Origin of the sequence: Bilifractor sp. LCP21S3_F8 (assembly GCF_052117805.1) — a bacterium.
Lineage (GTDB): Bacteria > Bacillota > Clostridia > Lachnospirales > Lachnospiraceae > Bilifractor.
This window is the reverse complement of record NZ_JBQKIK010000002.1, coordinates 156,095-171,299: the sequence shown is the minus strand read 5'-3', so window position 1 is coordinate 171,299 and position 15,205 is coordinate 156,095. Positions and strand designations below refer to the sequence as shown.

The following is a 15,205-nucleotide window of genomic DNA, read 5'->3' as shown; positions in this document are numbered from 1 at the left end:
CATAAAAATGAGCAAGTGCAGGGAGAAAAAAGCTTACCTGTGAAAGAGAAGATGAACCGTTATTTTGGGTATACTGTCATCACAAGCAAATCATACAGCGCATATGGTGCCAGTGCCATATGGAGAGTGCTGTAAAATTGAGTATTACGTATTTGGGAGGAGAAAAGCATGAAAAAGAAGCTGGTATCCATTATTCTTTCCGGAATCATGGCGGCATCGGTTCTTGCCGGTTGCGGAGGAACAGCAACAGAGGAGGGAGCAGAGACCTCGGAATCTGCAGCTTCTGCAGAATCAACGGAGGCTGTAGGTTCAGGCAGCAGTGTATCATCAACGTCAGGATCGGCAGCGGCAAAGAAGGTTTCCGATGGAGATGTTGTAGATATCGAGATGTACGGTCTGGGATTTTTTGGTGAAAACGGGCTGGATGAGGTCATGGATGAGATCAACAAGATCTCTGAGGCGAAGATCGGCGTCCATGTAAACTATCACATTCTTGATATTGCGACATATATGCAGCAGATGCCGCTGATGCTGACCGGAGGAAGTGATCAGGTAGACCTGATCATGGATACGGCAATGCCGACCACCAGCTTCTCCACCTTTACGGCACAGAATCAGCTGATGGACATTTCTGAGTATCTGGATGATTATGCGCCGGATGCCAAGAAACTGCTGAGCGAATATCTCCCGGCGACTACCATTGACGGAGCGGTTTACGCGCTTCCTGCATACAGAACTTACAATTCCAGTTATTACATTATCATGCGCAAGGATATCCTGGATGAACTGGGACTTACGGAAAAGGCACAGAACCTGTCCTCGTGGAGTGAGTTCAAGGAACTTCTCCAGACGGTTCATGATTCTCAGGATAAGCTTCCGGACAATATGAAGACGACTGCCATGCTGTGCAATGCAGATACGCAGGGAAATGTCATGATGGGAACTTATACAGATACCGCTGCGGACAGCTTTGCGGATGACTATGGATTTGACGTTCTCGGGGACGCAAACCGGATTATCCGGGCGAATGATGACGGTACCGTGGACAATTATTTTGCAAGCGATGATTACAAGGCGAGTGTTGAGAGAACCATCGACTTTTATAACAGCGATCTGATCTATAAGGATTCTGCCACCGCGCAGGACGGAGCAGATCAGCAGATGGCCAACGGCGTGACCTTCGCATATACTGTTCAGTCTGAAATCGGCGTAGAACAGGCGAAGAAATCTGCTACCGGATACGATGTGGTATGCGTGCCATACCTGGATGTTCCGGTACAGTCCTCGAATGTAAACACCTGGGGATGGTCTGTTCCCTCAACCTCTGAAGAGCCGGAAGCGGCTGTGGCTTTCATGAATTTGATGTACACCGATCCGGATATCGAGAACCTCTTTGTATACGGCATTGAGGGCAGGGATTATGAACTGAATGACCAGGGAGAAGCTAAGCTTCTGGATACCAAGGAGTACCAGAACAGTGACTTCTTCTTTGGAAACCAGTTTAATGCATATCCTGCGGAGGGCACAGGATCGGATTTCCGCACAAAAGCAAAGGAAGCTCTGGATAATGCCGAGATTTCTCCGTATTTTGGTTTAGTGGTCAACACCGAACCCATCGCAAACGAGCAGACGGCGCTTTCAGCGGTTCTGAAGAAATACGAAAATGCATTGGAATCCGGATCCGCCGATATCAGTACATTAGATGCGATGAACAGTGAGCTGGAGGGCGCGGGACTGCAAAAGTACCTCGACTATTATCAGGAACAGCTGGATAACTGGAAAGCAGAGCAAAAATAATACAGCTGAAAAGAATATCCGGCATTGCCCGGATATTCTTCTTATGAGGAAAAGAACGGATTATGAAGACACAGAGCACAAAAAATCGAAACACAACAATACAGCGTGCCAATAAAGCGGAGCCGGGAATTCCGGAAGCCCTTTTGCGGCTGGCGCCTGCGGTACTTGCCGTTGCGGCGGTGGCGCTGTTATACATCCTCCCCTATGCCACCTATCAGTATAAGCGGCGAACCTATGGCATTCTGGGCAGATCCCTGCTGTTTGGCACGAAAATTGCAGGAGGGAGACATGAAGTGGGACAGAGCACGGTTCTTTGGATTTTTGTGGCATCCATGGCTGTTGTTCTGATTTCATCCCTTATTAAGCTCAGAAAGCGGGTGGTTTCAGAAGAAATCATGACGATAGCGGGAATTGCCGGTCTTGTCTCCTCCGCCTTTATGGCATCCAATGTGGCCGGAATGCTGGAGGGAGTGAAGAAGACCGCGGCATCCACAGGGGCGGTGGCGTCGGTGGTTCTCAGTATCCTGGTGATCGCCTGCGGCCTGTATGCGCTGCGGGAGCATAAAGTTCTCTGTTCCCTGGACTTCATGATCCTCCCGGGTCTACTGTATTTTATCATCAATAACTATATTCCGATGTTTGGCATCTACATCGCGTTTAAGAAAATTGACTATTCCAGGGGACTCTGGGGAAGTGACTGGGTCGGGTTTGATAATTTCAAGTATCTTTTCTCTACAACAGATGCATGGGTAATTACAAGAAACACGCTGCTGTACAACGCGGCGTTCATCGTTCTGGGGATCGTGTCCGGACTGGTGGTCGGCATCTGTCTGTCAGAAGTCGCCCGGAAGGCGATGCAGAAGTTTTATCAGACTTCAATTCTTCTTCCGCAGCTGATTTCATTTGTCATTGTTTCTTATATTGTATATGCGTTTCTGAGCAATGAGACGGGACTGATTACCAAGGCGTTAGGATCTGCGGCACCGAACTTTTATGCGGACAAGACATGGTGGCCGTTTATACTGATCTTCATCAATGTCTGGAAGCAGCTGGGATACAACGGAATTATCTTCCTTTCGTCGATTGTTGGTATTGATTATGGTATATATGAGGCGGCAAGAGTAGACGGCGCCACCAGATGGCAGATGATCTGGAAAATTACAATTCCGCAGCTGAAGCCGACGATCATGACACTGTTCTTGCTGCAGGTGGGACGTATCTTCTATTCGGATTTTGGTCTGTTCTATCAGGTACCGCTGAATGCAGGAGCGCTGTATGATGTGACCAATACCATCGACACCTATGTGTACCGTGCGTTGATGGTCAACAATAATATTTCTCTTGCTTCCGCGGCAAGTACCTATCAGGCGATCGTAGGTTTTGCAATTGTACTTGTGGTGAATCTGATCGTCCGCAAGGTTGATAAAGAAAATGCGATGTTCTGATGAAAGGAGGAAAGTCTGAATGAACGATACAAGTGTAAAAGGAAAGGGAGAGAAGAGATTTCAGATCATCATTCACATCATTCTGATGATTTTTGCGCTATGTGCGATTCTTCCTTTTATTCTGCTTCTTTCTTCTTCGCTGACGGACGATTCTGTTCTGATGCAGTTCGGTTATAATTTCTGGCCGAGGAAATTTTCAGCTTATGCGTATCAGTATCTGTTTACCTCCAATGGAGGAGGAATTCTCCGTTCCTATGGGATTACGATACTGGTCACAGCCATTGGTACAGTGATACACCTTCTGGTGGGACCGCTGCTTGCATACCCGTTGTCAAGAAGGGATTATAAAAGGGCGGGACTGGTTACTTTCTTGATCTTTTTCACCATGCTGTTCAATGGCGGCATTGTGCCGTCCTACCTGATGTGGACGGGTGTCTTTCATGTGAAGAATACGATATGGGCACTGATCTTTCCCACGCTTCTCATGAATGGATTTTTTATCATTCTGTATAAAAATAATTTTGCCACCAACATTCATCCCGCGCTGATTGAAGCGGCAAAGATTGACGGTGCAGGAGAGTGGTACATCTACTTTAAGATCATTCTTCCGCTGTCGCTTCCGATTCTCGCGACCATCGGACTTATGGTGGGGCTTGGATACTGGAACGACTGGGCAAACGGACTGTATTATATCACGGACACAAATCTGTATTCCCTTCAGCTCCTGCTGAAGAGCATTATCGACAACATCCGGAATCTGGCAAATATGAGTGTCAATACGGGCAGCGCTGCGGCATCTCTCCCGTCCAACTCAATCCGGATGGCAATGGCAGTGGTTGGAATTATTCCTGTCATGGTTTTATATCCCTTCTTCCAGAAGGCATTCGTGGCGGGTATCTCGCTCGGCGGCGTTAAAGAATGATTTCTGCAGGATTGCGCGCTTACGCAGGCGGCGCAATTCGCAGCCGGGACAGTTTTGGGGCAAATATTTGCGCGTATTTACAGAAGTCTATTAAGAGAGACAGGCGGTAAAGTCGTATGGCAAGAATCTTTGATCTGGACAATCCTTTTTTTTCAGCGGTCAGCAAGATCTTATCGGTAATCGGACTGAATTTTCTGTGGCTTGCTCTTTGTGTTCCGGTGGTCACTGCAGGGGCATCCTGCACAGCATTCTATTATACGATCCAGAAGAACATCAAGAACAGCCGGGGCTATATGCTCTCGGACTTTATGAAAAGCTTTAAGGAAAATTTCAAACAGGCCACCGGGATCTGGATGATTCTTCTGGCGGTGCTGACAGTCATATCCTTGGATCTGGCAGCAGTGAAGACGCTGATTCACCAGGAGAGAATTCCGGAAGGCACTCAGTATTTCTTTTATATTCTGATGATCCTTATCGGGGTATATGCAATCTGGACCTTTGCGTGTCTTGCGCGGTTTGAGAATACGGTGCGGCAGACAATGAAAAATGCGGCTTTGCTGATGATTTCCAGTCTTCCGGTTTCTCTGGCGGTCTTTTTACTTGCGGCGGGAGCGGCTCTGATTATCTGGCTGATGCCGGTCGCCGTTCTGGTTATGCCGGCGACGGCTCTATGGCTTGCTTCTGTCTTGCTGGAAAAAGTATTCCGAAAAGGGATGTCGGATGAAGACAGGCGGGAGGAGGATGCGCGGAATCTGGTATACCATGACGATTATACAGAAGGGAAGAAGTCCGGATCGAGACAGCTCCAATATAGTGAAAAGGAACAGATTAATACTGGTGAAAGCGGAAAGCCTGTTCCAACCCGCCCGGTCTGGAGAAATGGAAAATATGAATAAGAACGCTGCAGTCATGGATCGGATTCTTGCTGCCGCGAGGCACACGTTTAAAAAGCGGACGGTGCTGATTCTGATTCTATGTATGCTTTCGGCAGGAGTTCTGGAAGGGTGCGGTCAGGAAGAAGGGAAGGCAGACTCTGTTCTGCAGGTGACGCTCGTCGGAGCGGATTCCCTGGAGGCAGAGAAAAGCAGTCTTGTGGAGGACTACCGGAAAGCAGCCGGATATGCAGATGACGAAACGCTGACGATGGATACAAGTCTCTATTACGATTCCGGGGCGCAGGATCAGAGATCCGCTTCCTCCCTGCAGATTCTTGCTGCACAGTTTCTCTCCGGAGAAATCGACGTCTTTGCCGGAGAAGAGGAGCTGTTTGAAAAGGAAGCTGAGAATCATGCGTTTCTCAACCTGGAGGAAGTGTTACCGGAATCGGTGCTAGAGGACTACAGGAATGATCTGATTTACAGTGAAGATGAATCGGATGGAGAATCCCGTCCTTCGGGGATTCTATTGAAAGATACACGGCTCACGAAGGATCGCTTCTACGGGAGGGGGCAGGCCATTGCCATCGGAGTAGGAAGCCGGTCTGATTCACCGGAGGAGGCAGGCAATTTTATCACTTATCTGCTGACCGGCCAGACAGACTGCCGGCCGGACAGAGCGGCTGTTGAGCAGGATAGTTCTCGATGAGGGCCTGCAAGTGGCCTTCTCCGCTTGAGATAGTAATATGCTGAATAGTCACAAATAGAACCTAAAAGAAAGGGAGGTAACAGGATGTTTGATGATTTTCTGATCCGAAAGGACAGCTTGAAGAATGTCGTCCGCGACGGCAAGACCGTCGGATTTTGTTTCGGTGTTCGAATTGCAGATTATCGGGGATGTTTTTTGTCTCTGCATAACGGATATTATATTTCGGTAGACGGTGTGGAATATCCGAGAGAGAAGCAGCGCTTTGCGATTAACGGAAAAGCACCGCGAACTTTCGAAGAAATCAAGAAATGCTGCTGGGAACACTGGGATTTTGACGATGAAGGAATGGTTTATGTAGATAAGGAAGGCGGACTTGCGCCGGGCGTCCACAGAGTAGGATTGCAGCAGTCAATTTTGTCACAGTATGGGTATATGCCCTGGGACGAGGAATGGGTGAAAAATCCTCCGGTGCCGGGAAGCGGTGCAGGAGCGGGAAAAACTGCAAACATCTGCTATTATGATCTGAAATTACAGGAAGGAGGGGACGAGAAATGATAAAACGAGGAGTATCCTTATACAGCTATCAGCAGGCGCAGTTCTTCAAAAAACTGGACCTGAAGGCACAGATCCGCGAGGTTCGTGAGGGATTGGGAACAGATGGAATTGAAATCATTGATGAAGCGGCAATTCCGCATTATCCCTTCCCTTCCGAGGAGTTCATATATGACTGGCACAGCTATATGGCGAGATACCGTATGAAAGCGGTCACAATGGATGTTTACATGGATGTGCATCAGTTCCGGGATCATGTCATGACCCATGAAGAAGCGGCGGAACATCTGAAACAGGATATCATGCTCGCTCACAAACTGGGATTCCGGAATGTAAGAACACTGGTGCTTGTTCCTACAGATGTTATTGAAATGTGTATTCCGACTGCGGAAAAATACGATATCCGCATCGGAAAAGAAATCCATGCTCCCTGGCCAATTAAGCCGGGCGGGCAGATCAAGGCCGAAAAAGGGATGGCGGCTGCTGTAAATTTCCGCATGGTGGATGAGCTTCTGGAATTAAAGGAACGCACGCATACAGAGCATATCGGACTGGTTCCGGACTTTGGTATTTTCCAGTATCGGCCTTCGGAGGTCGCGGTTGCCTATGTGAAGCGCCACGCAAAGAACCCTGAGGCGGTGGACTGGATTCTCGAAAATGCCGCAAATTATTCACACGATGAGATCCTCACACTAGTGGACGAGAAGTTTCCGGGACACGGGATTCCGGGAAGTGATGTAGAGCGAATGGCTACACATGAGTCCAGTGCAAAGCCGGAGGATATCATTGATATTATCCCGCATATTGTAAGCATTCACGGAAAATTCTACAATATGACTGAGATCCCCGGGCAGCCCGGCCATTATGAAGACAAATGCATCGACTATGAGACACCGATGAAATATCTGCGGGAATATGGATATGACGGCTATATTGATTCTGAATTTGAGGGACAGAGAGACCAGCAGGATCGGGGTATAGAATACCTGGTAGACGAGGTGGAACAGGTGAGAAGGCATCATGAGATGCTGAAAAGACTGTCAGGAGAGCGGGAAAAGACATCTTGAGGTGCAGAAGATACTGCCCGGAGAGCGGGAAGACTAAGAAAAATGAATATGTGTTTCTTATCGGATTATTTGTTGTAACCGATATTGGTCCGGAGTCATGTGATTATATTCTCTGAATTTTTTGCCGAAATAGCTTGGACTGGCAAAGCCGCAGTCTGAAGCAATTTCGGCTATTTTTTTGTTCGAGTTAGTGAGGAGTTCTGTTCTCGCATGAGCAATCCGAATTTCTGTAAGATGTGTGATAATCGTTTTCTTCATATCACGCCGGTATATACCGCAGATGTATTCCTTCGAATAGCCCAGAGAGTCTGACAGCTGTTCGAGGGAAATGTCTTCATTGTAGTGATCCTCCAGGTAGACAGAGATTTGCCGGGAAATCGGGTGGCTTCCGTCTGGAGCAGAAGCCTGCAGGAGAGAAAGATTTTCTGATAAATCTATCAGAAATGCATAAAGCAGCTTGGATGCAGTGCGTTTTTTATTCAGTTCTGCGTGGTGAGTACCGGAAGCGTCTGCGTCGAGGAGCTTTTCTAATTCTATTACCTGCTGCAAAAAGAAAGAGGGTTTTGCATAGTGGTAAGCACCCGGGGATGAAATACCAAGGTCCTGTGCGAGCGTGGCGAGGCAGTTTCCACCAAATCCGACAAAATTCAGTCGGAGCAGATCTCCCTGTGCATGATATTCATGGGGAATATGGGAGGGGATGATGAAACCGTCTCCCTTTTTAATGCGGTATTGTTTGTCGGAGATATTTAGTATAGCAGTACCTTCTGACACCTGAAAGCATTGCCAGATTGGCATACCGTAGGGGCGGCTTACGGGATCCTGCAGGTAGTCAATGCCGAGAATCAGAAGACGCAGAGGGATATGATCTGTTTCGTAACGGGTATAACCAATTGAAAAAAACATATTGTCTCCTTTATAGAATGGCAAGTACTTACAGAACATTAATATAATGATAGAAATATTATAATATTAATATTGAGTGAAGAAAAGGCAATTATTATAATTTTTTATAACGTATCTCAATAAGGTCGTATTTCATAATAAACAGCTGATCATTAGAGAGGCTGTATAAGGGCTGACCGTGCTGGCGGCGTCCGGAAGAGAAAGGAGAAGAGGTCATGAGCACACCGATAATCAGAAAAGATGAGAAGGGAATTCTCACACTGTACGTGAAGAACCAGCCGTTCTTTATTTATGGAGGAGAGATTCACAATTCTTCCGCAAGTGACAGTGAGTACATGGAACGGGAGGTATGGCCTGCTGTAGAAGGCATGCACATGAATACAATTCTGGCACCCGTTTACTGGGAGCTTATTGAGGAGAAGGAGGGCGTTTATGATTTTTCCTCGGTAGGCGCACTGATCAATCAGGCAAGATCTCATCACATGCATCTTGTGCTGCTCTGGTTCGGGCTCTGGAAAAATGCGGAGTCCATGTACGTACCCGGCTGGATGAAGAGCGACACGCAGAAGTATTTTCGCGTAGAAAAGAAATCCGGCGAGAAAATTCCCGTGGTGTCTCCTTTTTGCAGGGAAGCGATAGAAAAAGACCGCACTTGTTTTCGGTCTCTGATGGAGTATATCCGCAGCATAGATGAGGAAGAAAATACAGTTCTCATGATGCAGGTGGAAAATGAAGTGGGAATGCTTGGGGATGCCCGGGACTATTCTGCGGCAGCAAACGAGGCTTTTGAACAGCGGATACCTTCGGAGCTTACTGACCTAACAGGGAAAAAAGGAACGTGGAGAGATGTGTTCAAGGAAGAGGCGGAGGAGGCTTTTATGGCATGGAGCTTTGGAAGTGCCGTAGGTAAGATCACCGCTTCCGGAAAAGAAGTCTATCCGCTTCCCTGCTATGTGAATGCCTGGCTGAAACAGTATCCCTGGTATCCGGGATCTTATCCATCGGGAGGTCCGGTAGTTTCTATGCAGCAGATCTGGAGAACTGCTGCTCCAGGGTTGGATCTGTTCGCACCGGATATCTATGTTCCCTACTGCGCGAAGGTAATGGACGAGTATCAGACAGAGGAGAACCCGCTGTTTGTCCCGGAGATTCGAAAAGATGCTGTGACAGCTTCATACTGTATGTATGCTTTTGGATCCAAGTATGCCATTGGGTATTCTCCATTTGGGATCGAGGAACTGACGAAGGATCCGGATGCGGTGGATCGTCCGCCGATGGAAGTGATGCGTGCCTTAAATATTGATCCGACTGCCTTCGAAATTGAAGGAAGTGCAGAAATTCTCTCAGAAACGTACAGGATACTGAAGGAAATGGAACCGTTGCTTCTGCAGCTGCGCGGAACCGTTCATCTGAACAGCTTTGTAAGACACGGAGAAAATGATTTTGGAACCTTTGCGCGATTTTCACGCTACGATATGCAGGTGGCTTATGAACCAAGGTCCGGCGGAAACCCTCTCGGGGCAGGGATTATAATGGAGCTTTCTGAAAATGAATTTCTATTGACAGGTATCATGTGCAGAATCAACTTCTTATCGAAGCCTGAAGATGCAGATAAGACAGAAATACTCAGGCTGGAAGAGGGCAGCATAGTCGACGGTCAGTTCGTACGAGGAAGAGTACTTAATGGAGATGAAAAAATGTCTGTCCGGTTTGGCAGGATACCCCAGACGTATCGTGTGGTGCTTTACCGGTACTGATTTTTAAAAGGTTATTCAGAGAGAGTAAGACTTTACAAGGAGAGAACGATCGGCCCGAAAACAGCCTGAAGATAAAAACAGAGATTTATTTTTGACCTTTTCCGGTTGGACTGGATACCAGAAGTCAAAACATGTATAAAAGGAAGGTCAAAATCAAATAGTCGGTCAGGCCGGAAAGAAGTACAGTATAAGAAAACGTGCGAATGGAACGCCAATTATTTGGGTATTCAGGTATTTATGCATTTAACCGCAGACGTTCCGGTACTTCGGCATAAAGAAAACAAGGGAGGAAAACAAAATGAGCAACAGATTACCGGTTGGCATTCAGGTATATGGTTTACGCGATCTTCTTGAGAACACACCGGAAAGATTTCCGGAGGTGATGCAGTCTGTCAAGGATATGGGCTATGATGGCGTGGAGCTTGCAGGTCTATATGGATTGGAACCGGAATATATCAAGGAAACACTTGACAAAATCGGCTTGAATCCGATCAGTGCCCATGTGCCGCTGGTGGATATGATGGCGGATCCGCAGGGAATCGCTGACACCTATAAGAAGATCGGTGTGAAATATATCGCGGTTCCGTATCTGCCGGAGGAGTACAGACCGAATGTGAGCCCGGAAGGTTACAAGAAAGTCATCGAGGAGATGACCCGCATCGGCAGGATTTTCAAGGAGAACGGCATCAAGCTGGAATATCACAATCATGATTTCGAGTTCGTCAAGATGCCGGACGGAAGCTTCTGCTTTGATGATATCTATACGCAGATTCCCGAGGATCTTTTGAAAGTAGAGCCGGATCTGTGCTGGATCAAAGTCGCTGGTCAGAAACCGGTGGAATATCTGAAGAAATACGGCGCCCGCTGCGAAGTGGTTCATCTGAAGGACTTCATCAAAGAGGGAAATCCGAAGAACATGTATAAGCTGATCGGAACGACCGTGAAAGAAGAGGAAGGCGATGATGGCATCTTCGAATTCCGTCCGGTCGGATTTGGTATGCAGATCTGGGAGCCGATTCTGGATACATGCACGGAGATCGGCGCTAAATGGGTAGTGGTCGAGCAGGACGAGCATTACAGCCTGGATCCACTGGAGGCGGCGAGAAGAAGCCGTGAATATCTGAAGATCCTCGGATGGTAAACGGCTGCATTTCTGCACGACAAAGAGGCACAGTGTATTGTGAATACAGTGAAGATTCTTCTGCACGGCACTGGTTTCATAGAACATAACCGGAATTGCGCAGAACCTGTATCCGGAGATGGACTCAGAACCTGATCCGGATATAGCAGAAGGTTATGGTATTGATCAAAAGAAGATAAATCAGAGAGGAGTTCATGAAATGAGAGAACTGAGAATTGCCATTATCGGATGTGGAATGATTTCACACAGACATATGACGGTAATCCAGAACCTGAAAAACCGCGGATATGACCTTAAAGTTGTTGCCGCAGCTGAAATCGTACCGGAACGCCTGAAAGCATTCGGTGAAAAATATGGCATTGAGGAAAAAAATCTGTACGCGGATTTTCGTGAGATGCTGAAAAGAGATGATATTGATGAGGTAGAGGTTTGCGTACACAACAACCTGCATACTTCTGTAGCAACCGCGGTTATGGCAGCCGGATATCCCTGTTATTCGGAAAAACCGATGGCAGCCAGCTACGCGGATGCGAAGATCCTTTACGATGCGCAGAAGAAGTATGGTCAGAAGCTGGCAGTCCAGATTAGCTCCATCTATAATCCGCAGACAAGAATCGCAAAGAAGATGATTGCGGAAGGAAAGCTTGGAAAAGTTTACCACGCGAGAAGCGTCGGACACAGACGTCAGGGCCGCCCCGGATACGATATGCCGTTCTTCAGCCATGATTTCATTACCCCGGATGTGGGCGTTCACGGTCCTCTGTTTGATCTTGGAATCTATCATCTGGCACAGATGCTTTATGTGCTTGGCATGCCGGAGCTGGAGAGCGTATATGGAGTAACAACAAGTGATTACTGGACAGATCCCGCAATCGATAAGGCGGTTGGCCGCACGGCTCCGGTGGAGGATCTCAGTGTCGCCATCGCGCGCTTCAAGGGCGGACTTTCCATGGATATTTATGAAGACTGGGCAATCCATATGGATGAAATCGGAACATCCTTTATCGCCGGATCTAACGGCGGTCTGAAATTCACCGACGTAGATCAGACAGGCGGCCCGATGGCTGTACCGGAGGGCGGACAGATCGTTGGAGGCGGAAATCTGCAGAAACCCAGACTGGAGTGGTTCGGAGTCAACGACGAAGGACAGCTCTTTGACAATAAGCTGGACTGCGCAATCGGAGATATTACCGGCCAGCAGGAGCTTCTGATGCATCCGGAGATGGCGATGTACAATGACAATCAGCTGCAGTGGTATTCCTATCTGTGGGGAGACCTGACCGATGAGACACGCGTAGATTCTCCGTATATTGCCATGAAGACAGCGTTCCTTTCCGAGGGATGTGTTCTTTCCGGCAATCTCGGACGCAGTGTGACGGCAGATGAGATCAAGGCACTTTCGAAGTCTATCGCTCTTCGTGAGCAGGAGACTCCGTTCGGAACCATCAAGTACGATTTTGATGATTACAAGGCAGACTAATGTAACGTTTATCGGGTAGAAATGTGAGAAGTAAATATTGAGCAAGACAGTTCGGCGTTGCACACCTTTCGGGCGTGCAGCGCCGAATTTTGTATAGTTCCCAGATACAGCGTGCCACATACTGTATTAGTCCCGGCATGGCACTGGCTTCTATCTGCTATCGGATATGATGTGGTCATTTTCTTTGATAATCATTGACCTTTATACAGACTATCTTCCACGCGTGGTCAAAATAGAGTCGAAATATAGACGACGACATTATATTTCATCGGGAAGGAAATGGATATGATGGAAAAAATGGCCGAGGTTGCGTATTGAAGGAACGGATCATCAGACAATGACCGGGAAAGCAATCGTGAATATCAAGAATGCGAGGACAAAAAATGGATGTTGTTATGAACAAAACGACGATTCATCCGTACAGCAGAGGAGTATCCATCATTGGCGTTGGATGTACTCCGTTTATGTATACGGTGGACAATCCGGAAACGGATGGACTGACAGAAGGAGAAATGTATGGCTATGCGGCTTTGAAAGCGATGGAGGATGCCGGTGTAAATCCGCAGGACGTGGATTTCTATTTCCATGGTGAGGCAAGTCCTCTTGCATCTTCCAACTATCTGACACCGAACGTGCAGATCGCGAACTGGTTCGGCATGAAGGGCAAGGCATCCATTCATCATTCTGAGGCCTGCTGCACCGGATACTACGCGATTGAAGAGGCAGTTAATGCCGTGGCGTCCGGAAAATATAACTGTGTGCTTTCCGGGTGTGTAGAGTTTGGCGACAGCGCTGCGATTCCGGAGCATCCCTACAAGCGTGAAAAAATCACGATGGAGCGTTTCCTGAAGACGACGGCATGGCTGTATGACCGGAATTACACCAGAAGCCTGATGGGTGGTCTGAACCTGATTTATGACGACGCGGCGGAGTGGTACAAGAGAACACGCGGACTGACGGATCAGCAGATGGATGACACCTTGAACTGGATGTGCATCAACAATCGCAGAAATGCGTCGAAGAACCCGCTGGCGATTGCAAGAACTCCTTACGAGGAGATTGCTAAGGAGAAAGGATTCGACAATGTCCTGGATTATATGCGTTCTCCATATAATCCGAGAATGGGCGATTTTCTTCGCGCTTCCGGGCTGGAGCTGAAGTGTGACGGCGCGGCGGCGGTCATTGTCTGTGCGACGGATATGGTTGACAAGTACATGGGAAATAAGTCCCATAAACCGATTGAGGTGTTGGGTGTCGGCTGTGCTGCCTGTGAGGCGACAACTCCGCACTTCGAAGTCAATGCAACGATCGAAGCGGTCCGCCAGGTATATGAGCTTACCGGTGTGAAGCCGGAGGAGCTGGATCTCTTCTATGCGAATGACTTCATTATCACCTCACATCTGGTGGCAGCGGAGATCGCAGGGTATCTGCCCTATGGAGAGGGTTGGAAATATATCTGCGAAGGACGTACTGCCTATGACGGAGACAAGCCGATCAATACAAATGGCGGCCGGACATCCTTTGGCCATGCCCATGCGGCTTCCGGTCTTGCGGATCTCTATGAGGCGGTTCATCAGATGCGTGGCGAGGCTGGTGAAGGCCAGGTAAAGAAACTGCCGAAAACAGCCATGCTTCGCGGATATGGCGGCGCACAGAATATCTGTACATATATCATCCGCACAGCGGACTAAGGAGGAAACGAAATCATGAGTGAAAGTCCGATTAAACTGGAAAAGGTGGTTGCTACTTTCTACGAGAATCTGGAGAAGGGCAAAATCACCGCAAAGAGATGCAAAAAATGCGGAGCAGTAGAGTTTCCTCCGGTCTACGCCTGCAATACCTGTGGAAACTGGGATATGGAGTGGATTGAGATCAGCGGAAAAGCAAAGCTTCATTCCATGGTAATGCCGGCTCCGCTTTCGATGAAACCGGAATACAAGGCTCTCGGCAAGTTCTGTTACGGGGATGTGGAGATTGAAGAAGGCGCGCATCTGAATGCAGTAGTGCGCGGCGTCAGCAAGAAAAAAAGACGGGAGATTCTCGAAGGAAAGGGACTTCCGGTTAATGTACATGCGTCCATCTATCAGAGAGACGGCTATAAAACGGTAGTTTTTGATTTGGATGAAGATCAATAAACGATGACGCATGCTATAACACGGAATAACTATATGGATTGCCCTCGAAACTACAGCAGATCTCTCGTTCGAGTCTTGTATGCGTCGATGCTGCCTGCGTTTTCGAGGAGTTGATCGGGAAACAGAGATCATAGTTTTTAATACATACATAAGTTCAAGGAGAAAAAACATGGACAGAAAAGAACTGGAAAACAAGGTAATTGAGCTGGTAGCGGTTTCCTACAACAGAGATGCTTCCGAGCTTTCCACCGAGACGAATTTCAAGGAGGAGCTGAAGGGCGCCTCCGTGCAGATGGTTGCCCTGGTTGCTGAGATCGAGAACGAGTTGGACGCTACGATCACTCTTCAGGATGCGGCTGCATGCACGACAATCGGCGATCTGGTCAATCTGGTTGAGGAAGAAATGTAATCCTATTCAT

Annotated in this window: 14 protein-coding genes; 13 read left to right on the top strand and 1 reads right to left on the bottom strand. The window is 47.9% G+C overall.

The genetic code is table 11. The features are described 5' to 3' along the window. Nucleotides 1-168 precede the first annotated feature (168 nt). The 7 genes from ACTQ3A_RS01955 to ACTQ3A_RS01925 all read left to right on the top strand — a co-directional run bounded on the left by ACTQ3A_RS01955 (nt 169) and on the right by ACTQ3A_RS01925 (nt 7,367). On the top strand, nt 169-1,797 hold the full coding sequence (locus tag ACTQ3A_RS01955; RefSeq protein ID WP_441099279.1) for an ABC transporter substrate-binding protein: 1,629 nt from the start codon (nt 169-171) through the stop codon (nt 1,795-1,797). Between the two features lie 62 nt (nt 1,798-1,859). Continuing rightward, a complete protein-coding gene (locus ACTQ3A_RS01950) occupies nt 1,860-3,242 on the top strand; it encodes an ABC transporter permease (protein ID WP_441099278.1) in 1,383 nt (460 codons plus the stop codon). A 19-nt stretch (nt 3,243-3,261) separates the two neighbouring features. Next, nucleotides 3,262-4,164 carry a carbohydrate ABC transporter permease gene (locus ACTQ3A_RS01945; RefSeq protein WP_441099277.1) on the top strand — a complete coding sequence of 301 codons (903 nt, stop codon included), beginning with the start codon at nt 3,262-3,264 and terminating at the stop codon, nt 4,162-4,164. 116 nt (nt 4,165-4,280) lie between these two features. Beyond that, a complete protein-coding gene (locus tag ACTQ3A_RS01940) occupies nt 4,281-5,060 on the top strand; it encodes a YesL family protein (protein ID WP_441099276.1) in 780 nt (259 codons plus the stop codon). After that, on the top strand, nt 5,053-5,748 hold the full coding sequence (locus tag ACTQ3A_RS01935) for a hypothetical protein (protein WP_441099275.1): 696 nt from the start codon (nt 5,053-5,055) through the stop codon (nt 5,746-5,748). The genes ACTQ3A_RS01940 and ACTQ3A_RS01935 overlap by 8 nt, the downstream gene beginning before the upstream one ends. A gap of 84 nt (nt 5,749-5,832) precedes the next feature. Beyond that, nucleotides 5,833-6,303, top strand: a complete 471-nt coding sequence (locus ACTQ3A_RS01930) for a C-glycoside deglycosidase beta subunit domain-containing protein (RefSeq protein ID WP_441099274.1) — start codon at nt 5,833-5,835, stop codon at nt 6,301-6,303. Beyond that, nucleotides 6,300-7,367 (top strand): hypothetical protein, encoded by a 1,068-nt coding sequence (locus ACTQ3A_RS01925; protein ID WP_441099273.1) that lies wholly within the window; start codon nt 6,300-6,302, stop codon nt 7,365-7,367. Before ACTQ3A_RS01930 ends, ACTQ3A_RS01925 begins: the two co-directional genes overlap by 4 nt. A 57-nt stretch (nt 7,368-7,424) precedes the next feature. Here ACTQ3A_RS01925 and ACTQ3A_RS01920 read toward each other — a convergent pair whose 3' ends face one another. Continuing rightward, nucleotides 7,425-8,312, bottom strand: a complete 888-nt coding sequence (locus ACTQ3A_RS01920) for an AraC family transcriptional regulator (protein ID WP_441495227.1) — start codon at nt 8,310-8,312, stop codon at nt 7,425-7,427. A gap of 176 nt (nt 8,313-8,488) precedes the next feature. On the opposite strand from ACTQ3A_RS01920, the gene ACTQ3A_RS01915 reads away from it, so the two are divergent. The 6 genes from ACTQ3A_RS01915 (at nt 8,489) to ACTQ3A_RS01890 (ending at nt 15,195) form a co-directional block, all read left to right on the top strand. Further along, the gene (locus ACTQ3A_RS01915; RefSeq protein ID WP_441099271.1) at nt 8,489-10,030 is read left to right on the top strand and encodes a DUF5597 domain-containing protein; all 1,542 of its coding nucleotides are present in this window, start codon (nt 8,489-8,491) and stop codon (nt 10,028-10,030) included. 298 nt (nt 10,031-10,328) lie between these two features. Further along, complete coding sequence (locus tag ACTQ3A_RS01910) at nt 10,329-11,171, top strand: sugar phosphate isomerase/epimerase family protein (RefSeq protein ID WP_441099270.1); 843 nt, start codon at nt 10,329-10,331, stop codon at nt 11,169-11,171. Nucleotides 11,172-11,370: 199 nt separating this feature from the next. Next, on the top strand, nt 11,371-12,651 hold the full coding sequence (locus tag ACTQ3A_RS01905; protein WP_441099269.1) for a Gfo/Idh/MocA family protein: 1,281 nt from the start codon (nt 11,371-11,373) through the stop codon (nt 12,649-12,651). A gap of 383 nt (nt 12,652-13,034) precedes the next feature. Beyond that, nucleotides 13,035-14,342 carry a thiolase family protein gene (locus ACTQ3A_RS01900; protein WP_441099268.1) on the top strand — a complete coding sequence of 436 codons (1,308 nt, stop codon included), beginning with the start codon at nt 13,035-13,037 and terminating at the stop codon, nt 14,340-14,342. Between the two features lie 15 nt (nt 14,343-14,357). After that, nucleotides 14,358-14,786, top strand: a complete 429-nt coding sequence (locus ACTQ3A_RS01895; protein WP_441099267.1) for a Zn-ribbon domain-containing OB-fold protein — start codon at nt 14,358-14,360, stop codon at nt 14,784-14,786. A 169-nt stretch (nt 14,787-14,955) separates the two neighbouring features. Next, nucleotides 14,956-15,195 (top strand): acyl carrier protein, encoded by a 240-nt coding sequence (locus tag ACTQ3A_RS01890; protein WP_441099266.1) that lies wholly within the window; start codon nt 14,956-14,958, stop codon nt 15,193-15,195. Nucleotides 15,196-15,205 lie beyond the last annotated feature (10 nt).

Bases quoted from the DNA above. Each gene is read 5' to 3' on its own strand.
- ACTQ3A_RS01955 (WP_441099279.1), top strand. From the start codon at position 169: ATGAAAAAGAAGCTGGTATCCATTATTCTTTCCGGAATCATGGCGGCA.
- ACTQ3A_RS01950 (WP_441099278.1), top strand. From the start codon at position 1,860: ATGAAGACACAGAGCACAAAAAATCGAAACACAACAATACAGCGTGCC.
- ACTQ3A_RS01945 (WP_441099277.1), top strand. From the start codon at position 3,262: ATGAACGATACAAGTGTAAAAGGAAAGGGAGAGAAGAGATTTCAGATC.
- ACTQ3A_RS01940 (WP_441099276.1), top strand. From the start codon at position 4,281: ATGGCAAGAATCTTTGATCTGGACAATCCTTTTTTTTCAGCGGTCAGC.
- ACTQ3A_RS01935 (WP_441099275.1), top strand. From the start codon at position 5,053: ATGAATAAGAACGCTGCAGTCATGGATCGGATTCTTGCTGCCGCGAGG.
- ACTQ3A_RS01930 (WP_441099274.1), top strand. From the start codon at position 5,833: ATGTTTGATGATTTTCTGATCCGAAAGGACAGCTTGAAGAATGTCGTC.
- ACTQ3A_RS01925 (WP_441099273.1), top strand. From the start codon at position 6,300: ATGATAAAACGAGGAGTATCCTTATACAGCTATCAGCAGGCGCAGTTC.
- ACTQ3A_RS01920 (WP_441495227.1), bottom strand. From the start codon at position 8,312: ATGTTCTGTAAGTACTTGCCATTCTATAAAGGAGACAATATGTTTTTT.
- ACTQ3A_RS01915 (WP_441099271.1), top strand. From the start codon at position 8,489: ATGAGCACACCGATAATCAGAAAAGATGAGAAGGGAATTCTCACACTG.
- ACTQ3A_RS01910 (WP_441099270.1), top strand. From the start codon at position 10,329: ATGAGCAACAGATTACCGGTTGGCATTCAGGTATATGGTTTACGCGAT.
- ACTQ3A_RS01905 (WP_441099269.1), top strand. From the start codon at position 11,371: ATGAGAGAACTGAGAATTGCCATTATCGGATGTGGAATGATTTCACAC.
- ACTQ3A_RS01900 (WP_441099268.1), top strand. From the start codon at position 13,035: ATGGATGTTGTTATGAACAAAACGACGATTCATCCGTACAGCAGAGGA.
- ACTQ3A_RS01895 (WP_441099267.1), top strand. From the start codon at position 14,358: ATGAGTGAAAGTCCGATTAAACTGGAAAAGGTGGTTGCTACTTTCTAC.
- ACTQ3A_RS01890 (WP_441099266.1), top strand. From the start codon at position 14,956: ATGGACAGAAAAGAACTGGAAAACAAGGTAATTGAGCTGGTAGCGGTT.